Genomic DNA, 20,484 nt, shown 5'->3' on the forward strand with positions numbered 1-20,484 from the left:
TTCACCTCGCCAGCGTCAGGTCGACGAACCCATCGACGAACAGCGACAGCAAGGTTCCGATGGCGAAATAGAAGATGATCAGCCCGCCGGCGATGACGAAGGGCAGCGAGATGAAATAGACCGGAATCTGCGGCGTCAGCTTGTTGACGAAGCCGATGGTCAGGTTGACCAGGATGGCATAGGCGACGAAGGGGCTGCCGAGGCGGATGACCAGGAAGAACGCGTCCGACACCGTGTCGGTGAGGTCGACCAGCGCGGCCTGCGGGTTGAAGAAGACGTTGACCGGGGCGACCGTGTAGGACGCGACCAGCGCGCGCACGATCTCGTGGTCGAAATCGAAGACGAAGAGCAGAAGCAGCGCCGAAAACGAGATGATGGCGGCAAGCGCCGCCTGCGGCTCGGGCTCCTCGATCGCCGGCCCGCCGGAGCCGCCATAGCCGATCATCATGGCGATAGCCGAGCCCATGAAGCGCAGCGCCTCCATGTAGAGCCTGGTCATGGCGCCGATCAGCCCGCCGACCAGAAGCTCCGAGACGATCATCGGCGCCAGGATCTGCGGACGCGGATCGACGAAGGGGAAGATGCGGTCCCACAGGAAGGCGAGCAGGCCGCCGGTGGCGGCGACCGAAACGAACAGCCGGACCTGGAGCGGCACGCGGGCGCTCGACAGGCCCGGCATCAGCATGAAGCAGGCGCCGATGCGGCAGAAGGCGAGGAAGGCGGCGATGACGACGCCTTGCGAGAGCGCGTTCACGAGATCGTCCCGAGCACCTTGATCTCGACGCCCTTGGCGATCTCGACATGGGAGAGCACGGGAAGCGTCGTGAACAGCCGCTCGATGATCATGCGCACATAGGGGCGCGCGTCCGGCGCGGTGACAAGAACGAAGCGCTCGCCGGCCTCCAGATGCTTGCGGATCGCCTTGGTGGCGTCCTGGCCGAATTCCTCGAGTTGGCGCGGGTCGATGTCGAACTCGCGCACCTCGCCTTTGGCGTCACGCTTCAGGCTCTGATGGAAGGCGAGGTCCCAGCGGTTGCCGAGGCGCAGCACCTTCAGCATGCCGCCCTCCGAGAGGTCGCCGCAAATCTGCTGCGCCATGCGGATGCGGACATGCTCGACGATCTGCTCGGTGCGGCGCACATGCGGCGCGATCTCGGCGATGGCCTCGATGATCAGGTGCAGATTGCGGATCGAGACGCGCTCGGCAAGCAGCAGCTTCAGCACCGCCTGCAGGCCGGGATAGGAGATATGCGAGGTGCAGATCTCGTCGGCGAGCTTGCGGTATTCGGGGTCCTGGCGTTCGAGCAGCGCCTTCATGTCCTTGTAGGACAGGAGCTGCGGCAGGTTGTTGCGGATGACCTCCGAGAGATGGGTGAGCAGCACCGACATGTTGTCGGCAAAGGTGAAGTTCTCGCGTTTCAGATCCTCGGCGAAAGTCTCCAGCACGGAATAGGCGCGCATGCCGAAGGCCGGCTCGCGGATCTCCTCGCCGGGGATGTCGGGCACGCCACGCGTGCCGAGCAGCACCATGATCTCGCCGACCCGCATCTGGTACTCGGCCACGACCGTGCCGTGGACCTTGATCTGGTAGCTTTTCGGCGGAATGGCGAAGTCGTCGGCGACGCGCACTTCCGGCACCACGAAGCCGTATTGCTGGGCGAATTTCTTGCGCATCTTGGACATGCGGAACACCAGCTCCTGGTGCGCCACCAGCAGCCTGGTCGACAGCTGCTTGCCCATCAAAAGCTCGATCTCGGCGGTGGCAAGCGAGGCCTTGACCGAGTTCTTCTCTTCCTCGGCCTTGTCGGCCTTCTCCTTGTTCTTCTGGGCTTCGGCGACGGCCAGCGCCCGGCTGTGGCGCAGCGGTATGACGTAGCCGAGACCGGCCATGGCGCCGGCGAGCGCAAAGAACGGGAACAGCGGCAGGCCGGGCATCAGGCCCAGGATGATGAGCAGCGAGGCCGCCACATAAAGCGCGCGCGGATGCGCGCCGAGCTGGCCGAAAACGGCCTGGTTGGCCGAGCCGCGGGTGCCACCCTTGGAGACGAGCATGCCAGCCGCGAGCGAGACGATGAGCGCCGGAATCTGGGTGACGAGACCGTCGCCGACCGACAGCTTGATGAAGACATCGGCTGCCTGGCCGAGGCCCATGCCGTGGCGCAGGTAGCCGATGGCGATGCCGCCGACGATGTTGATGGCGGTGATGATGAGGCCGGCGATGGCGTCGCCGCGCACGAATTTGGAGGCGCCGTCCATGGAGCCGAAGAAGGAGGATTCCTCCTCCAGCTCGCGGCGGCGCAGTTGCGCCGTCTTCTCGTCGATCATGCCGGCCGAGAGGTCGGCGTCGATCGACATCTGCTTGCCGGGGATGGCATCGAGGGTGAAGCGCGCGCCGACCTCGGCGATGCGGGTGGCACCCTTGGTGATGACGATGAAGTTCACCACGATCAGGATCATGAAGACAATGAGGCCGATCACGAAGTCGCTCGACATCACCAGCTTGGAGAAGCCAGAGATCACATAGCCGGCGGCATGCGTGCCTTCGTTGCCATGCGACAGGATCATGCGGGTGGTGGCGATGTTGAGCGACAGCCGCAGCATGGTCGCGATCAGCAGCACCGTCGGGAAGGACGAGAAATCCAGCGGCCGCTGGATCCACAGCGCCACCATCAGGATCAGCACCGAGAGCGCGATCGAGAAGGCGAGGCCGATGTCGATCAGGAAGGCCGGGATCGGCAGGAATAGCACCGCCAGGATGACGACGATGCCGAGGGCGAAGAAGACGTCGCGGCCGTTCTTGGCCACCAGGCCCGACGGGAGTGTTTCGCTGATCGCCATATCGTCCCCAAATTCCAGTCTGCCGCGCAAGGCAGCCTTTCGACCGTAGTCCTCCAAGCTTGCGCGAAGGTGGGAGACCGGCTACGTCCCGAGCTTCGTATTTCGGCGCAGCGCCAAAATGGCGCCACAAGCGATCGGCATTGCGGTTGCCACGCAATGCCGCCGGGCGTATCAGGCACGGCAGCTTTCCATCACCCGCATACGCCGGCGAGCCGCTCCGTTGCCTGCCAGAAACGAACCGCAAGTCTATGCCCGCCGGCTTCGCGCGGTGCTGATCAGTTCGATCCCCGTGCTCGAGGCGCGCGGCATCGTCATCGTGCTGATGGCGGGCCTTGTCGGCGTGATCGCGGGCGCGCTGGTCACCGGCATGAGCGAGTTCGTGCAAGGCATGCACTGGCTGCTCTTCGACGTGCAGCCGGGCGGAAGGCTCTCGGCGATGTTTTCGCTGGCCAGCCCGGCGCAGGCGACATTTCCGGCAATCGGCGGCCTGCTGCTCGGCCTCTCCGTGATCTGGCTGCGGAAGCGGAAATTCCGCACGCCGGTCGACCCGATCGAAGCCAATGCGCTCTATGGCGGGCGCATGTCGCTCACCGATACGTTCATCATCGTCGGCCAGACGATGATCTCCAGCGGCTTCGGCGCCTCGGTCGGGCTCGAGGCAGGGTACACCCAGATCGGCTCCGGCATCGCCTCGCGGCTGGCGCGCGCCTTCAAACTGCGCCGCAACGACGTCCGCGTCCTGGTCGGCTGCGGCGCCGCGGGTGCGATCGCGGCCGCCTTCGACGCGCCGCTGACCGGGGCATTCTACGGCTTCGAGCTGGTCATCGGCATCTATTCCGTCGCCAATGTCGCGCCGGTGATGACGGCATCGATCGCGGCCTCGCTGACGGCGGAAATGTTCGGCGGCGTGCCGTTTCCGCTTGAACTGTCCGGCCTGCCGACGCTGACCGCCAGCCAATATGTGCCGTTCCTGCTGCTCGGTCTGCTCGGCGGCGCCGCCTCGATCGCCATCATGCATCTGGTGAGCATCGTCGAACGCCTGTTCGTGCGACTGACGATCGACGCCTCGCTTCGACCCTTCATCGGCGGCATCGTCGTCGGGCTGCTCGGGCTGGTCACGCCGCAGGTGCTTTCCAGCGGCCACGGCGCACTGCACCGCGAATTCGCGATGAACTATGCGATTGGCGTGGTAGCCAGCGTCTTCGTACTGAAACTTGCCGCCTCCGCCATCTCGCTGGGCTCGGGATTTCGCGGCGGCCTGTTCTTCGCCTCGCTGTTCCTGGGTGCGCTGCTCGGAAAAGTCTTTGCCGGCGTGATGGCGCTGGCCGCGCCGGCGACGGGCATCGACCCGGCGGTCGCCGCCGTCGTCGGCATGACCTCGCTTGCCGTCGGCGTCGTCGGCGGCCCGCTGACCATGACCTTCCTGGCGCTGGAATCGACACGCGACCTGACGCTGACAGGCGTGGTGCTGGCGGCCTCGATCATATCGGCGATCCTGGTGCGCGAAACCTTCGGGTATTCGTTCTCGACCTGGCGCTTCCATCTGCGCGGCGAGACCATCCGCAGCGCCCACGACGTCGGCTGGATGCGCAGCCTCACCGCGGGGTCGATGATGCGCAAGGACGTCCGCACCATCGATGCCGCGACGACGCTGGCCGAGTTCCGCAAGGAAATCCCGCTCGGCTCGGCGCAGCGCGTCATCGCGGTCGAGCAGGGCCAGCACTATGTCGGCGTGCTGCTGGTCGCCGAACTGCACAGCGATCTGTCGGACGGCGCCACACCGGTGCGGGCGATGGCCCAATTCAAGGATGCGGTGCTGGTGCCGTCGATGAACGTCCAGTCGGCCGCCGAAACCTTCCAGCGCGCGGGCGCCGAGGAACTGGCCGTGGTGGAGGATTTCGACGATCGCATCGTTCTTGGTCTGCTCACTGAAAGCCACCTGATGCGGCGCTATGCCGAAGAACTCGACAAGGCGCGGCGGGATCTCTCCGGCGAGGGGTAGAAGTCAGTGCTCGATCGGGCCCTTTGGCGAGACAAGGGCCGTGCCGGCGGTCGTCGGGCGCTCGATCATGCGGCGCACGCGCGGTGGGTTCTCGCCGCTGTGAAGAGCGCGGATGCGCTCGCCGACGACGGCGTCGGCATGGGTCGCACGCCGGTTGTGGCGGATGTACTCGATCCAGGTCGGTGTGTGGTAGTGCTCGATCCAGATGCCGGGATTTTCCAAATCGCGGGCGAGCGTCCAGTTGCGGGCGCCGTCGCGGCGGCGGATGCGGCCGCGCTCGGCCATGGTGGCGAGGAACTCCGGCACGTCCTCCTCGCGAATGATGTATTCGATCATGATGGCGATGGGGCCGCTGCGTGGCTTTAGATCGAGCGCCAGCATCGGTTCCTTGAAGCGGTTGAGCGGATCGAGATTGAGCGTCGGCTGCTGCGGCAGCGGCAGGAAGAAGCCGATGGCGCCGCCGGCCAGCATCGCGACCGCGGCCGCGATCAATGCGGTCTCGGCGCCATGCGCGTCGGCGACGACACCCCAGATCCAACTGCCCAGCGCGATGCCGCCGAAAGTCGCTGTCTGGTAGACGGAAAGCACGCGGCCGACCACCCAGCGCGGCGTCGACATCTGCACCGTGACGTTGAAATGCGAGAGCGCAATCACCCAGCAGGCGCCGCCGATGAGCAAGCCCGCCGATGTCTGCCAGGCATTGAGGCTGACGGCAGCGTTGAAGGCGCAGAGCGCGAAGCCGGCGAAGGCCATGCGCACCATCATCTCGCTGGATAGCAGTTGTCTCAGCCTGACGCTGATCAGCGCGCCGCCGACGGCACCGATGCCGAAGGCGCCGAGCATGATGCCGTAGGTCAATGCATCGCCTTTGACGACATCGCGCGCCACCAGCGGCAGCAGCGCCAGCACCGCGCCGGCACTGAAGCCGAAAGCCGAACTGCGGACCAGCACCTTGGCGATGTTGGGCGACATGGCGACATAGCGCAGGCCGGCGCCCATCGCGGCGCCAAGCGACTCGCGCGGCAGCGTCGGCTCGGGCAGGCTCGGCTTCCAGCGGAACAGCACGAAGATCAGGCCGATATAGCTGATGGCGTTGGCGGCGAAGGCGGCGGCTGCGCCAGCGGCGGCAACGATGACGCCGCCGATCGCCGGGCCAACGCTGCGCGTGATATTGAAACCCATCGAGTTGAGCGCGATGGCGGCCGGCACCTTGGCGCGCGGCACAATATCGCCGACGGAGGCTTGCCAGGACGGGCTGTTCAGCGCCGTGCCGCTGTCGATCAGGAAGGTGAAGGCAAGCAGCGTCCACGGTGTCATCCAGCCGAACCAGGTGAACATGGTGAGCAGCGCCGAGACGACCAGCATGAAGATCTGTGCCACCAGCATGACCTTGCGGCGGTTGAAGCTGTCGGCGATAGCGCCGGCGACGAGCGCGAAAAGCATGATCGGCAAAGTGGTGGAGGCCTGGACCAGCGCCACCTGGTAGGAAGAGGTGGCAATGGTGGTCATCATCCAGGCGGCGCCGACGCCCTGGATCAGGCCGCCGAAATTCGACACCAGGCTGGCCGACCAGACGGCGCGGAAGATGCCGTGCTGGAAAGGCGCCAGCGCGGAGACGCGTTCGCTTTCCGGCTCGTCATCGATCATGATCGTTGTCCCGCCTTTGCTGCAGGTTTCCGCCCGCCCCACAAGCCTCGGCCGCGCGGCGACTCGCCAAGGATCGTGGTCCAACAACAGTAAGGCAAAGGCGAAAATGCGTCGGTGCGGCCTTAGGCCAAGCATCTTGCGGGTCTGGACCAACCAGCCCTTCCTGAAACTGCGCTAGCGGCCGTCCCTTGCTGCGGCGTGCAGCGCCTCAGTCAGGCCGCTGATCGTTTCGCCGCCTGTATTGAGGCGCAGCAGCATTTCCATGCCGACGAGCCGCAGCCGGGACGATTCCTGGCTCCTTGCCAGCTCGATAAGATCATCCAGCTCGGATGCCGACCATTTCATAGCGTCACGCAAGTGACCGCCGCGCAGCAGGCCTTGCGTTCCGGCCGAGAATGCCGCTGACATCTCAAAACCGATCTTTGACGCATTGACGTTTTCTCGCGGCAGGTGCTGTTCCGCGACCTTCTTCAGCAGCCATTTGCCGGTTCTGTTGCGGTACTTCTGACGCCTCGGCAGATGGATGGCGAAATCGATCAGCCGGTTCTCCAGGAAGGGAACGCGAAGCTCGACGGACGCAGCCATGCTGAGACGGTCATGCCGGTGCAGCAGGTCCTGCAGATGCGAATAGAGATCGTAAAGGCAACTTGCCAGGAAGGCGCGGTCGCTCTCCGGGTTCACGCCCTCGAGCCGGTCGAACAGCTTGGTTTGCAGGAAATTCAACTCCGGCGACAAGGCCCTCAGCACGATGTTGCGATCCCATGGCGAGCCGCGGCCGATCGAGTTGCGGAAAGGAGCGCGGCGAAGCTGCGCGAATTTCCGATCGACCGACTTTGAGCGAAGCAGGCGCCGCAGCCACGAGGGGCGCCACAACCTCATGGTGGACGCCTGCCATTTGTAGCCGCCGAACAGTTCGTCCGCGCCCTCGCCGGTGAGCAGCACCTTGACGCCATCTGCCCGGCATCGGTCGGCGAGCGCCAACAGGCCGGCCACGCTGGCGTGCCAGCCGTCGCTTTCGAGATGCCAGATCGCGCGCGGCCAGAGATCGAAGAACCCGTCCCGGTCGATGGGCACGCGGCGGAGACTGACGCCGACGTGGCGTCCGGTCCGCTCGGCGCTCCCAGCCTCGCTGCGGCCGAGCTTTGGATCGACGACATAGCCGTGCATCCGAGGCCTGTAGCGCCTCGCAAGTGCCGTGATCAGGCCGGAATCGATGCCGCCGCTGCAGGCGGTGGCGAGGTTGGCGTCGGCGATGCAGTGCAGCTCCACGCTTTGTTCCAGCAGTCCCGCAAGCGCCGCCATCTGCTCGGCGTCGGACGTCCTGTCGCCGACGATGCGCGATGTGTCGAGGACGTCGAGCACATGCCAGTACCGGCGTTTCTCGACCGTGTCTTCGGTGATCTTCCAGAGCCCCGCAGGCGGCAGGCGTTCGATACCGTCGAAGACGCTGAAGCTCGAATCGCGGCTCTGCCAGGCCAGCCGCAATGTGATCTCACGCGCGTCTGCTTTCAGCGCAAAGCCGGCGCAGGCGAGGATCGCCTTATCCTCGGAGGCAAACAGCAGCCGCTGGCCGGTGTCGGCGAACGACATCGGCTTGATCCCCAGCCGATCGCGGGCAAGCCAAAGCGCGCCGTCGCGGGCATCGAAATAGGCGAATGCGAACATGCCGTCGAACAGCGGCACGGCTTTGTCAGGGCCCCAGTGATGCAGGGCCAGGAGCACCACCTCGGTATCGGAGACGGTGCGAAATTGCAGGCCTTCCGCTTCCAGGTTCTTGCGCAGCGAGCGGTAATTGAAGACCTCGCCGTTGTAGCACAGCACGCCGTCGCGGGCCGCGGTCAGCATCGGCTCACGCGCTGCAGGGGAGGGGTCGATGATGCTGAGCCGGCGATGGCCGAGCGCCAGCCTAGCGTTGCTCCAGCTGTCGTGATCGTCAGGGCCGCGATGCGCCAGAGCCTGCATCATGCGGGCAATGTCGGAACGATCACCGGCGCCGATCGGAGCGCGCTTTCGCCAGACGCCGGCTATCCCGCACATGGCCCCTCGGCCGCCTTTGCCTGATCCATCGCGTCCCCGAAGACCGTCCTACACCGCCGAAGACGGCGCGGGTCACAATCTAGAGCAGTTCACCGTTTCACGGAAACGGCAAACCGCTCTATCCCTTTGTTTTGACGCAACTCCGGACGGAAAGCCGTTTCACGTTTTTCCTGGAATTGCTCTAGCCGCGACAAGACGGGCCGCAAGCGGTCTTCCGGCTCAGGACATCGAGGTGACGGGCACGGATCAGAAGCCGTGCTCGATGCGCTCGAAGATCACATTGGTGAAGGCCGAGATCTGGCTGCCGATGAACGGGCCGGTCAACGCCACCACCAGCATGATGGCGACGATCTTCGGCACGAAGGTCAGCGTGATCTCCTGAATCTGGGTCAGCGCCTGGATGAGCGCGATGCCGATGCCGACCGCCATCGCCACCAGCACCACCGGCGCGGAGGCGGTGAGCACCGTCCACACCGCATACTGGACGATATCGAGGGCGTCGGCCTCGTTCATGGCTGGATCGCGCTGTCTGCCTAGCTGGCCGGCTTGATCGAGACGCCGGTGCCGACCGGGACTTCCGTGCCGTTCTGCAGCACGGCGATCAGGCCGCTACTGGCGAGCTTCACCGAAGCAACCGTTCCGGTCGTCTTGCCGTCGGCGGAGGTGATCGAGCGGCCGATCAGGGCGTCTGCCTGCGACAGCGCCGAGGACTGGATGATCTGGTCGAGCTTGGTGTTCGCCTGGACCGACTGCTCCACCTGCGAGAACGTCGCGAGCTGCGCGACATATTGCGTGGAGTCCATCGGCTTGGTCGGATCCTGGTTCTTCATCTCGGCAATCAGAAGCTTCAGGAACGACTGGTAGTCGACCGCGGTCTTGGAGGTCGCCGTGGTGGTCGAGTTGGCGCCCGCCGGAATGGTCGTCGTCATGTCAACGGTCATCGTCCCCTATGCTCCCATTGCCAGCGCGCGCGGCGGTTCCACAACGTCGTCATTGCCGCCAAGCGCGCGGCGTTCCAGTGGATACAGCGCCCGGATCGCCTTCAGCGCTTCGTAAATGTGATCCTCGCCGACCATGCGATCGATCTGCTTCAACGCGCTGCAGATTTCACCGTCTTCGAAGCTGGCGATCAGCAAGGGCAGCGAGCGGCGGAACATCTCGCGGGCTTCGGAGGCGCCCTGCGGGTTCATCAGCATGATCTGCACGATGAAATAGAGCTGCTTCAGCGGCGTCGAGGCCTGGTCGGCCTGGATGACATGGCTCTCCAGCAGAAACTGGACGTCATTCATCAGCTCGAGCGAGACCTTGCGGTCGACGCGGATGACGGCACCGTTGATGTAGATCTTCTCGTTCGGCTTCAGCGAGATCTTGAGCGTGTTGGTCATTGGATACCGTCCCGGATGATCTGCGACACCTCGATCAAGCCTTCGAAATTGCTGGTTCGGCCCTGCCGAATGTCCTCCGTCTCGCGCAGCAGCCACAGGCCGATCGAGATCAGGTTGGCGCGCAGTTCCTTCGGCAGGGCATTCTCGCTGGAGCCGAGATCCTCGACGAAGGTGGTCCAGATGCGATTGGTGAAATGCAGCGCCTCGACCGCTTCCATCGAGTCATGGCCGACGGCCGCTGCGGCGGCCAACATGTCGATCGAACGGGTCAAGAGCTGCCGCTCCCGGTCCTTGGCATCGGCGACGGAGTCGGTCTGGATGTCGGCGTAGGAGAATTGATACATCGTGGAAGCTCGGTTCCGGTTGTCAGGTCAGGTAGTTCAACAGGCTGAGTTGCTGCAGGCGCGCGGTCAGGGCGAAGGACGTCTCAATATGCTGCGTCAGGTCGGCAACGCGGGTCGCGGCCTCGGAGGGATCGACGCCTTCGAGGTCGATGATGTGCTTCTCGAAGAGATCGACCTGGGTCTTCATGCGGTCGCTGGCGTCGGAAACGCGCTTCTGCGCGAGGCCGGCTTCGGACTGCACCTGGACGATGCCGCCGATGGCTTCGCCGACCAGCTTCTGCGCGCGGCTGACGATCGTGTTCTGGCCCGCCTCGCTGATTTTGCCGGTAAAGAGAGTGCTGACCATGGCAGCCGCCATGGCGAGCTTGCGGATGCCCTGCTCGTTGGCGCTGACCGAGGTCTGGGTGGTCTCGCTCAAGGCGATGCGGCTGGTGATCTGATCGTCCGTCGCGCTCGACCAGTTGGTCTGCCAGCCGGAGCCCAGGAATTGCGGCTCGACGGCGGTGGTGATGAAATCGTCCATCTGGGCGGCGGTGATGCCCGCGGCGGCCGGGTCGTTCTGGGGGAATCCGAAGTAGCTGGTGAAGGCAGCATCGAACGCTGCCTTGGCGGGTGAACCGGCGGCGCTGAAATCGTCTATCGGCTTGACGTCGGTGTTGGTGCCGGCAAACAGATATTCGCCATTCACGCTGGTGTTGAGGATGGCCGTCATCTGCTGCAGCGCGGTGGCGCCGGAGGTCTGCGTGACGCTGGTCGAGGAGTCGCCCGACACGGCGCTGGTCAGCGCCGTCAGCAGGTCCTGCGCGACATCCGACAGCTGGCCAAGCGAATCCTGCGTCGATGTCAGGCGCGCGGCGACCAGCGAATTGGAATCGATGATGCCGTTGAGCCGGTCGAGATCGCGCTGGAAGGTGACGGCCTGGGTCGTGCGCCCGCCAAGCGCGAGGCCGACATCCGCCACCTTGCCGGTCTGGGTTTCCGTCGTCGCTTTGACGAGATCAGCCTGCATGCGCATCTGCTGGTAGCGCAGGGCGTTGGAGATGGCGGCTGAGGAAACGGCTGTCGCTTTCATGGCTTATCCCACCGCGCCCAGCAGGGCATCCAGCATGTCGTCGACGGTCTTCATCATGCGGGCCGATGCCTGATAGGTGTGCTCGAGGTCGAGAAGCAGGGACATTTCCTGGTCGACATTGACGCCGGTGTCGTTCGACAGCGCCTCGGCCGTGCGCGTGGCCAGCGCCTCCTTGGCGTCGGCATTGGTCGATGCCTGCTGGCGCACGCCCTCGAACCAGCCGATCGCGTTGGCCGCATAGTCGGAAACGCCGGAGGTGATGGTGATGCCGGCAGACGTATCGAATGCCATCGGTTGATCCAGCCTGTCGGAGTAGGCGATCAACAGGTCGGAATAGGAAGCGGCGCCAGCGGTGTTTGAGACATAGGCCAACCCGTTGGCACCCCCGTCGCGCAGGAGCGCGGGGTTGCCGCCGGCGCTCGGATCGAAGGCGGCGTTGACGCTGATCGAACCCGCGAGGCCGTCGACCAACGTGCCCGCCGGCGGGATCGACGGCGCGCCCGACCAGGTGAACAGGCCCGCGGCGTCGGGCTGTGCCGGCGCGGTCTCGGCGAAGGCGGTGATGAGGCCGCGGGCGATTTCGTCGAGCTGGCTCTGCATGGTCGAGGCGACGCTGTCGCGCAGCTTGATCATGCCGGCAAGCTTGCCGACGGCGGTGGTGTTGTCGCCGGAACCGGCCGACAGCGGCACGTTGTCGATGTAGACCCTGCTGCCGGCAGCGCCGGCCGAATAGCCGGACGACGGCGTGAATGTCACCGAACGCGGCACCGTCTCGAACAGCGTCGTGCCGTCGGTGGTGGTGATCACCATGTCGTTGTCGCCGCGCGTGAAGGTCGAGATCGGAACGTATTCGGCGATCTTCTTCAGGATCGCGTCGCGCTGATCGAGCGCGTCGGAGACGTCGGTGCCCGAGCGGGTGCCCGAGATGACAGCCTTGTTGGCGTCCTGAAACTGACCGAGCAGCGAATTGAGATCGCTGACGGCGGTGGCGATCTGGCTGTCGGTCTGGGTGCGGAAGTCCTGGATTGCCGTGGTGCCGTCGTTCAGCGATCGCACCGCCTGCTTGGCCGCGTCGATGACGTTGGCGCCGAGGTTCTGGTTCGACGGCGTCGTCGCGTAAAGCTGCAGCGCCTGCTGCAGATTGGCGATCGCGGTCGAGGCGGACGATGCGTTGTCGACGCCGTTGACCGACAGGTCGAGCTGGTCCATGCCGGCATACAGCGCGCTCTGGCCGCTGGAAGCCGAAAGCGCGCTCAGGTTCTGGCGAAACAGGAGATCGTTGGTCGCCCGCTGGATTTCCACCGATCGGGCGCCGGGCGCCGTGCTGGTGACCACGGCGACGCGGCGAGCATAGTCTGTGTTCGACGCGTCGGCGACATTGCGCGAAACAACGCTGGTCTGCTTCGAAGTGGCCAGAAGCGCCGACTGGGCGATGCTCAATGCGGTGGAAAGCGACATGCGGGTCTTTCACGCGGGCCGGCGCCCGCCGGTTATCTCTTCAAGTTGACCAGGACATCCATCAAATCGGAACCCGTCTGGAAGACCTTGGAATTGGCAGTGTAGCTGCGCTGCGCTGCAATCATGTTGGTCAGTTCCTCGGCGATATCGACGTTGGAGTTCTCCAAAGCCCCCGAGACGATGGAGCCAAGCTTGCCTTCATTCGCGAAGCCGATGCGCACAGTGCCGGAGTCGGCGCTCTGCACGTAGACATTGCCGGGCATGGCGGTGAGGTTGTCGGGACTCTGGACGTCGGCCAGCGGGATTTTCCAGAGCGGCTTGGTCGAGCCGTCCTCGAACTGTGCGTAGATGATGCCGTCGCTGCCGATCTGGATCTTCTCGATCGTGCTTGGCGGATTGCCGTTGACGTTGGCATTGGAGACGGTGAAGCCGGCGCCGAGTTGCGTCAGCTTGGACAGATCGAGGTCGAGGGTCGCGCCGTTCGGCACCGTGAAGGAGATGCCCGTGGTCGCACCGGTGAGCTTGCCGGTGGTGGTGTCGAAGGTGAGATTGGCTGTGCCCAGCGCGCCGCCCGTGTACGGGAAGGACGTGCCGGCGGTCGCTTGCGACTGGTCGAAGACCGAGACCTCCCAGGTGCCGGTGCCGGTGTTGGTGAAATAGACGTCGAGCAGCACCTTGTTGCCGAGATTGTCGTAGGCAACCAGCGAGGACTTCGAGGTGTACTCGGCGGTGGGATCGTTGCTGGAGGGCAAGGGACCGGAGGGCGGCGTCGCGCCGGCCGGCAGGTTGCCATTGAAATTGCCTTCCGTGCTCGGCGTCGCCGTCATCTCCTGATCGGAGATCTGCACCGGCACGAGGCCTTCGAAACCGTTGGCGGTCGCCGCCGGATCGCCATTGGCGTAGCTGTAGGCCATCAGCTGATAGCCGGCGGCGTTGACCAGCTTGCCCTCGGCGTCCGGCACGAAGGCGCCGGCGCGCGTGAGATAAGGGGTGCCGCCGGCATCCTGCACGACAAAGAAACCGTCGCCGTTGACGGCGAGATCCGAGACCGAGGTCGTGTATTGCAGCACGCCCTGCGAACCGATGGCCGAGCGGATGGTGGTCGTGACGCCGCCGGAATTGTATGCGCCGCCGGTGGTCGGCATGATCAGCGTCGAGAATTCCGCCGAGGAGCGCTTGTAGCCGGTGGTGTCGGAGTTGGCGATGTTGTCAGCCACGGTGGACAAGCGGTTGGCCTGGGCATTCATGCCGGAAACGCCGGTCCGCATCATTCCGTAGAGGCTCATCGATACTTCTCCGCAGTGCCTGGTGGAAGCTACAAGCTATGCCTCTTGTCTTGCGCGAGGCTGGCGGGGCAAATGGTTGCGCCGGCCATCAAAACACCAGCCGATAGCCGAGGAACCGCTTGGAATCGATCGGGTCGTGACCGAGCCTCTCGCGCAGCTTCTTGCGCAGCTTGCTGATGTGGCTCTCCACCACGTTCTCCTCGACCTCTTCGTCGAAGATGCCGTAGATGGCGTTGAAGACCTGTGTCTTGGTCACGCGCCGGCCGCGATTGCTGGCCAGATATTCCAGTATCCGGCGCTCACGGCGCGGCAGCGGCAGCGGCTCGCCATCGATCTCCGGATCGCGCCCGTCCATGAAGATGCGCATCGAGCCGACCTCGGTATAGGCCGCTTCTTCATGGGCTCGGCGGCGTATGGCGCTGATGCGGGCCAGAATCTCGCGGATATGGACAGGCTTGCGCACCACGTCGTCGACGCCGCTTTCGAACAGCCGCAATGTGTGTTCGAGCGAATGCTGTTCGCTGAGCGCGATCACTGGCGCGCCGGTGCGGTCACGGATCTGGCGCGGCGAGATGGCGCCTTCGCGGCAGTCGCCGATGAGGAAGGCCCTGACCGATCTCAGATCGGTGTCGGCTGCGGAACTCACCCACTCGCCGAACTCGCCCGGCGCGAACCCCGCGGTGGCAACGCCCTCGCGATCGAAAAGTGAGCTGTAGCCTTCAGTTACGAGCTCGCGCTCATCAACGATCACGATCATCGGCCCGCCCTCCGAATCATCTCATCTGCCCCGTGCGGAAAGGCCTAGCGGGTGCGGCGAATCCTGAAAAACCGTCATTTCTTGTAGCTATTTTCTTGGGAGTTTTTTGGAGAGCCGTAATAAAGCGGTCGCGCGGGTGACGTGGCAGCGACAAGGCGCAGGCGACGCCGGGCCTCTGAGAACGGCGCGCGGAGAGGATGGTTGGCCGCCGTCCGACGTAGCAACTATTGGTTGCAGAAAGCGCTGGCGTTCGGCGTCCACTTGCCGAAGCCGGTCGCGACCATGTTGGCGATGACCCGGCAGACATAGATCTTCTGCGCGGGGTCGTTGTCGGGGCCGGCATGGTAGCGGGCGACGGCCATCGACCAGGTCACGTGACGGGCATGGAGACTGGCCAGGAAGCGCGCCGCGTAATCGACGTTCTGGTGCGGGTCGAGCATGTCCTGAACACTGCTGAACTGCGCGCCGTGATAGCGATGGTTGATCTGCATGCAGCCGAGGTCGATCAGCGTCTTGCCTTCGCGGCGGGCACTCTCGAACCTGGCAAGCGCCTCGCCCCGGCTGCGCGGAAAGACGGCTTTTCCTTCTATATTCATGGCGTTAGGCTGAAGGCTGCCCTTTTTGCCGGTCTCGGTGAGGCCGACCGCATAAAGGATCCCGGCCGGCACGCCATAACGATCGGCAGCGCGCAGGATCTCCGGCTCGCATGGGTTGGCGGCCGCGGCTGCGGCGCCGGAACCGACGCTAAATATACATATCGTCGCCAGCGCGCTCGCGAAGAGGCGAAGCCGCGCGGCCGAATTCCTGTGCGCCATGGCCGTCGTTCCTTCCCGGTTGCCGGTCGCCCCCGGCACTGTTGCCTCCCGAATTCCCCGGTTGGAACGAAGGCTGATCACGGCCCCCCGACAGCGGCGACGCGCTGGTTGCATCGGCGCGGCCGGCCGCATGGGCTGCTATCGAGGGTTGCAGGATGGTGACCGTGTCGACGTCGAAGCCGAGGCTGCGCATGGACTTGACGATGGCATCGCTGTCGGCGGTCAGACGGCGGTGAGCCTCGTGCGTCTCCGGCTTCATCTCGATCGAAAGCTGCTCCCCGGAGAGGCGCAGGCTGGCCGTCACCGCGCCAAGCTCGGCAGGGTGCAACTCGATCTTCAGGACATGTGTCGGAACGGCAACAGAATTGGTCGGCTGTGAGCGCGTCGGAGCGCTCGAGAAGGCCTGCTGAACGCCTTCGTCCGAGGCGATCGCCTCGATCAGCGCCGATGCCGTCTGGCTCATCGGATTTTGCGCCGGCACGGGAAAGCTCTGCTGGGCGACCACATCGATGCGCCCGGCCGACGAAGCCTGTTTCACCTGCGCGGACGAGGTGGACAGCTTGATTGTCTCGGGCTCCTTCGTCTCCGGCGCCGGCCGCTTGGAGGTCAGCTCCGCGATATCGACTGCGTCACGGTCCTGCTGCTGTGCAGGCGACCGATCGCCACGCTGCACCGGTTCGTCGAACCCGGTCCCGGCAGTCAATGCCTGGCTGCGTTCGATAGCCGAATACGCAGTGGCGGTGGTGGCGCGGCTGAAGCGAGCGACGGCGCCGGCGGCGGCATCTTCGGCCAGCACGGATTGCGCCTTATCGCCGGCAGCCAAGAGTTCGGGAATTCGCGGTTCGTGGGTCCCAGCCGGGACCGAGGTTTCCGCAGCGACTTCGTCCGTGGCGGCGCCGGGCGAGGTCGAGAACTGCCTCATCTCATGCAGCGCTACGAGCAGCGGTAGCCGGTCCTGAAGCGAAGGCATATTCGCGGCCACGCCGGTCGCGTCGCCGCCGACGCCGGCGTCGAGCTGCCCAGGCTCGCGGTGCTCCTTCTCGGCCTTGCCGGCCGTCGGTCCTGAAGAAGCAGCGGCGTCCGGTTCGTCGTCGGCCAGTTTCGTCTGCGCGGAATCCCTGGCTGCGCGCGCCGACGGTGGCGTGGTCTGCAGTGCTGCCTGCCGCTGAGCGTGCCGGCCCGGCTGCTTTTCGGTGCCCTTCACCATGTCGCCGAAACTGTCATCCTTGCTCTTGGCATCCGCAGCGGACGGCTTCGAGTGGGCAGCGGCGGACACAATTCCCGAAAGGGCCTGGCCAAGGCTGGGGGTCATTGGGGAGCTGCTCCAAGTAGCTGGTCGATCTGTTCGAGTTTTCGGCGCGCGGTCATCATGGCGGCGTCGGTGGGGTCGTGGGGATCGAGCCCTGCCGGCGCCGATGCCGAAGCTGGCACGACGGGGGCCGGCACGACCGTTCCCGGCGCTGCCGGTTCCGCGGCGGCGGCCGTCGGCTCTGCCGATGCCGGTGCTGTTGGGGGCGCGTCGCCAGGTGCCGAGGCGTCCAGAGGCGCGGGCGCGGCTGGCTCGCTCGATGCCGCGACGGCCGGCTTCTCGGACGTCGCGCCTTCCACCGGCGGCAGGCCCGCCGCGTCTGGGTCGGTCTCCGCGGCGTTGTCAGCCGCCGATTGCGGCTCAGGCACCTCGACGGGCTTGGGCGCAAGGCCTGCTGCTACCGCTTCTGGCGAGGCAGCGGCAGGCCGCGCAACGACCCCGTCGGCGATGGCTTGCGCTGCGTCGAGCAAAGCGCGATCGCCCTCGGAGAGCTTGCCGCGGTCGATCTTGCCGAGCTTTTGGCGTACGTCTTCTATGGTGGCCGAGGTCACCGTGGACAGGCTGGAGTAGAGCTGGGCACGGGGATCGTCCTGATTGTCGTTGCCGTCCCGGCCCTGCTCGGCACGCGCCGAGGCGAAGGCGGAAAGGTCCGCAAGTCCATCGATCGCGGCCCGGCGGGCGATGCGCAGATAGATCACCTTCTCGCGCTCGGGATCCATCATCGCGGTGATGTCGGCGAGCTTGTCCTGGCTGATCGACATATGCAGCGCGATGACCCCGGAAACGAAGGAATCAGCGAACTGGCTGGCATAGGGCGAATAGAGAAAGGCTTCGACATACTGGGTCGAGGCAAGGGCGAAGCGTGCCGCGTCGCCCTGCGCCGCCGCGATGCCGACCGAACGGCGAAGTGCCGCCTCCTCGACCAGAGTGCCGGGACTGAGCAGGCGGGCCTCGTCGAGCAGGGCAAGCGCCGCGGTGGGCTGTTCGGGCGCAAGCAGCGAACCCTTGACCAAGGCCAGGAAGGCACCAAGGTCGCTCGGGACGCTCATCGGATCGATCGGCCTCAGGATTTCGATCGCCACCGCGGGTTGGCCGTTCAGGTAGGCAACGATGCCCTTGGCGATGGTGAGGCTCTGCGGGTCGGCCGTCGCACGCGAAGCCGCTGCCGCGACCGTGACGGGATTGCCGCCGCTCATGCCGTAGACGAGCAACGCGCGAAAGTTCTTGGGGTCCTTGAAGTCCTCGGCATCGGCGGCGCGCAGCCTGGCATCGGCCAGCTCGAGAAGCTTGGCCTGCATGGGCAGCGCGGCATGGTCACCGCCGGCAATGCGATCCTGGACCAACTGCAGCGAGCGGACCAGCTGGTAAGGCTGCAAGGCGTCCTGCGCGAAGGCCGCGGGAATCGATCCTGCACCGAGCAGCAGCAGACCGATGGCGCGGCCGATGACGGTCCTGGCTCTCATCCGCCGGTCGCCATCAGGATCTCGATGCGGCGGTTGGCCGCCGCCAGCGGATCGGTTGCGATCTTGGGCTGACGGTCGGCGAAACCGGCGACCTCGGTGATGCGGCTTTCGTCGACGCCGCCGCGCACCAGCATGTAGTAGGCGGAATGGGCGCGCGCGGTGGACAGCCGCCAGTTGTCATAGGCATCGCTGCGAAACGGCCGCGCATCGGTATGGCCGCCGATGGTGATCGTGCCCTTCTTCTCGTTGATGATGTGGCCGATTTTCTCCATCGCCAGCACCATTTCGCGTCGCGGCACGGCGGAGCCGATCTCGAACATGCCGAAGTCGAGCTGGTCGGTGATCGAGATGACGACGCCCTTGTCGGTGGCCTCGACGGAGACGCCCTCCGCCAGCTTCTCGCCCGGCGCGAAGGCCTTGGCCAATTCCTGCTTGATTTCGGCCGCGGCCTCGAGGGCGGCGCTGCTCGGGCCCCTTTCGCCCTTGTCGGAAACCGGCTCAGCCTCTGCCATCTCCGGCTTGGCCGGCTCGGCCTGTTCGATTTCGGTTTTCGCATCGGTCGCGATGGCCTGTTCGGCCTGAGCTTGTTCGGCCTCAGCCTTGTCGACCTCGGCTATCCGTCCCCGGATTTTCTCGCCCTTGCTCTCTTCGCCTTCGCCGGCCGCGCCTTTCGCCCCAGCCGATCCGGCGACTGGCTTGGCGCCCGGCTTCTGCGGCCCCGTCAAGGGCTCGAGCGGCGCTTCCAATTGCGGCGGCGCCGGTGGCACGGCCTTGACCTTCGGCACCTGGCTCTCGGCGATCTTGTCTCCGGGCTTGGCCGGATCGCCTTCGATCTTCTGTCGTTCGGCACTGGCTTCGGCACCGGGCGTGGCTACCTGCTGCGACCAGAAATCAGGCGCGAACGGATCGCGATAGGATTCGCCACCGGAGGCGCCGGTCGCCGGGCCGGCATTCCGCGCGCCGCCTTCGCCCTTGGCGCTGACGTTCTGCATCACGCCGGTGTCGGTGGCGATTTCCGCGAGTACGGCATAGGGATCGGCGAATAGATGCTCGTCGGAGAAGTCGGACGGTTTCTGCGTGGCTTGTTTCGTCTGCTTGCGATCGGAAGAGCCGGCACCGCCCTTGCCGTCCTCGCCCGCCTTGCTTGCGCCATCCTGCGGGTTGTCGGCGGTCAGGCCCACCTTGCTCGGGCCGTCGCCGAGGTCCTCCAGGCCCTTGCGGCTGGAGTTGCGGTCGATCAACTCGACCGGATTGAAGTAGCTGGCGACGGCGGCCTTGGTCTGCTCGTTGGCTGCATTGATCAGCCACATGACGAGGAAGAAGCACATCATCGCGGTCATGAAGTCGGCGAAGGCGATCTTCCAGACGCCGCCGTGGTGGCCGTCGTCATGCCCGTCGTGATTGCGCTTGACGATGATGATCTCGTGAACGGCCTCGCCGTGGTCGACGGCGCTCATGACAAGGCCTCCGAAAGCGAGGCCGACCATTCGGCGATGCGCGTCTCGAACACCGCCTCATCGATCGTCACGGTGAGGTCGAAGCCCGGGACTTCGGCGAAATCGAGATTGGCGGCACGGGACCCAAGCGCCTGCCTCAGCGGTTCGAACAGCGAAAGCGGTCCGCGAACGCCGATGCGCACCGCCTCGCTGTCGGCGACTGCGGCGCCTATCGCGCGGGAAAGCGCGGCCAGCGAACGCTTTTGCAGATCCTCGCTGAGGAGGCCACCGATGATGCGGGCAATGGTCGCGCCGGCGAGTTCGCTGACGCGGGCCTCCATGGTGTCGATGCGGGCGGCGACCGCCGCTCCAAGATCGCCGCCGAAACTTTCCAGAAATGCTTGCGCGGCCTCGTCGTTAGCCTGGCGCTCGGCGTCGAGCGCCGCCTGGTGCGCCAGCGCCAGACGCGCCTCCAGCGCGGCTTCTGCATCGGCGACCGCCTCGGCGATCAGCGCGCCGATATCGGCTTGCGGCGCCGGTTCGGCCGGCTTGTGCTCGGCGGCGGGCGGCGCCTGGCCGGCGCGAGGAGCGCGCGCGCCGAAATCGGGCAGGAGATCGAAGAGTGCCGAAGCCAT

The 20,484-nt window shown here is 65.5% G+C and carries 18 protein-coding genes; 1 reads left to right on the plus strand and 17 read right to left on the minus strand.

All coding sequences use genetic code 11. From position 1 onward, the window contains the following. Window position 1: 1 nt before the first annotated feature. Complete coding sequence (gene fliR, locus EJ074_RS23225) at window positions 2–754, minus strand: flagellar biosynthetic protein FliR (protein WP_095806260.1); 753 nt, start codon at window positions 752–754, stop codon at window positions 2–4. Beyond that, window positions 751–2,838, minus strand: coding sequence for a flagellar biosynthesis protein FlhA (gene flhA / locus EJ074_RS23230; RefSeq protein WP_095806259.1), 2,088 nt, complete (start codon window positions 2,836–2,838; stop codon window positions 751–753). Before flhA ends, fliR begins: the two co-directional genes overlap by 4 nt. 220 nt (window positions 2,839–3,058) lie before the next feature. On the opposite strand from flhA, the gene EJ074_RS23235 reads away from it, so the two are divergent. Beyond that, window positions 3,059–4,840 carry a chloride channel protein gene (locus tag EJ074_RS23235; protein ID WP_095806258.1) on the plus strand — a complete coding sequence of 594 codons (1,782 nt, stop codon included), beginning with the start codon at window positions 3,059–3,061 and terminating at the stop codon, window positions 4,838–4,840. A gap of 3 nt (window positions 4,841–4,843) precedes the next feature. Here EJ074_RS23235 and EJ074_RS23240 read toward each other — a convergent pair whose 3' ends face one another. The 15 genes from EJ074_RS23240 to EJ074_RS23310 form a co-directional block, all read right to left on the minus strand. After that, a complete protein-coding gene (locus EJ074_RS23240; protein WP_095806468.1) occupies window positions 4,844–6,487 on the minus strand; it encodes an MFS transporter in 1,644 nt (547 codons plus the stop codon). 174 nt (window positions 6,488–6,661) lie between these two features. Next, complete coding sequence (gene asnB, locus EJ074_RS23245) at window positions 6,662–8,524, minus strand: asparagine synthase (glutamine-hydrolyzing) (protein WP_095806257.1); 1,863 nt, start codon at window positions 8,522–8,524, stop codon at window positions 6,662–6,664. Between the two features lie 246 nt (window positions 8,525–8,770). Continuing rightward, window positions 8,771–9,037, minus strand: a complete 267-nt coding sequence (gene fliQ, locus EJ074_RS23250; RefSeq protein ID WP_027165133.1) for a flagellar biosynthesis protein FliQ — start codon at window positions 9,035–9,037, stop codon at window positions 8,771–8,773. A gap of 20 nt (window positions 9,038–9,057) precedes the next feature. After that, window positions 9,058–9,465, minus strand: a complete 408-nt coding sequence (flgD, locus tag EJ074_RS23255; protein ID WP_095806256.1) for a flagellar hook assembly protein FlgD — start codon at window positions 9,463–9,465, stop codon at window positions 9,058–9,060. Window positions 9,466–9,471: 6 nt separating this feature from the next. Beyond that, window positions 9,472–9,909: a flagellar biosynthesis repressor FlbT gene (gene flbT, locus EJ074_RS23260; protein WP_095806255.1), complete on the minus strand. Its 438-nt coding sequence runs from the start codon at window positions 9,907–9,909 to the stop codon at window positions 9,472–9,474. Beyond that, complete coding sequence (gene flaF / locus EJ074_RS23265; RefSeq protein WP_095806254.1) at window positions 9,906–10,253, minus strand: flagellar biosynthesis regulator FlaF; 348 nt, start codon at window positions 10,251–10,253, stop codon at window positions 9,906–9,908. Before flaF ends, flbT begins: the two co-directional genes overlap by 4 nt. Before the next feature lie 22 nt (window positions 10,254–10,275). Continuing rightward, complete coding sequence (locus EJ074_RS23270) at window positions 10,276–11,325, minus strand: flagellar hook-associated family protein (RefSeq protein WP_095806253.1); 1,050 nt, start codon at window positions 11,323–11,325, stop codon at window positions 10,276–10,278. Between the two features lie 3 nt (window positions 11,326–11,328). Then, the gene (flgK, locus tag EJ074_RS23275; RefSeq protein WP_129553817.1) at window positions 11,329–12,783 is read right to left on the minus strand and encodes a flagellar hook-associated protein FlgK; all 1,455 of its coding nucleotides are present in this window, start codon (window positions 12,781–12,783) and stop codon (window positions 11,329–11,331) included. A 32-nt stretch (window positions 12,784–12,815) separates the two neighbouring features. After that, window positions 12,816–14,069, minus strand: a complete 1,254-nt coding sequence (locus EJ074_RS23280; RefSeq protein WP_095806251.1) for a flagellar hook protein FlgE — start codon at window positions 14,067–14,069, stop codon at window positions 12,816–12,818. 88 nt (window positions 14,070–14,157) lie between these two features. After that, a complete protein-coding gene (locus tag EJ074_RS23285; protein WP_095806250.1) occupies window positions 14,158–14,826 on the minus strand; it encodes a response regulator transcription factor in 669 nt (222 codons plus the stop codon). Window positions 14,827–15,050: 224 nt separating this feature from the next. Beyond that, the gene (locus EJ074_RS23290) at window positions 15,051–15,641 is read right to left on the minus strand and encodes a transglycosylase SLT domain-containing protein (RefSeq protein ID WP_095806249.1); all 591 of its coding nucleotides are present in this window, start codon (window positions 15,639–15,641) and stop codon (window positions 15,051–15,053) included. Then, window positions 15,571–16,953: a flagellar hook-length control protein FliK gene (locus tag EJ074_RS23295; protein WP_095806248.1), complete on the minus strand. Its 1,383-nt coding sequence runs from the start codon at window positions 16,951–16,953 to the stop codon at window positions 15,571–15,573. Before EJ074_RS23295 ends, EJ074_RS23290 begins: the two co-directional genes overlap by 71 nt. Next, window positions 16,950–18,413, minus strand: a complete 1,464-nt coding sequence (locus EJ074_RS23300; RefSeq protein WP_095806247.1) for a chemotaxis protein MotC — start codon at window positions 18,411–18,413, stop codon at window positions 16,950–16,952. The genes EJ074_RS23295 and EJ074_RS23300 overlap by 4 nt, the downstream gene beginning before the upstream one ends. Then, window positions 18,410–19,870, minus strand: a complete 1,461-nt coding sequence (locus tag EJ074_RS23305) for a MotB family protein (protein ID WP_129553818.1) — start codon at window positions 19,868–19,870, stop codon at window positions 18,410–18,412. The genes EJ074_RS23300 and EJ074_RS23305 overlap by 4 nt, the downstream gene beginning before the upstream one ends. After that, the gene (locus EJ074_RS23310; RefSeq protein ID WP_095806246.1) at window positions 19,867–20,484 is read right to left on the minus strand and encodes a hypothetical protein; all 618 of its coding nucleotides are present in this window, start codon (window positions 20,482–20,484) and stop codon (window positions 19,867–19,869) included. The genes EJ074_RS23305 and EJ074_RS23310 overlap by 4 nt, the downstream gene beginning before the upstream one ends.

Source organism: Mesorhizobium sp. M3A.F.Ca.ET.080.04.2.1, from assembly GCF_003952525.1.
In the GTDB taxonomy this organism is placed as follows: Bacteria; Pseudomonadota; Alphaproteobacteria; order Rhizobiales; family Rhizobiaceae; genus Mesorhizobium.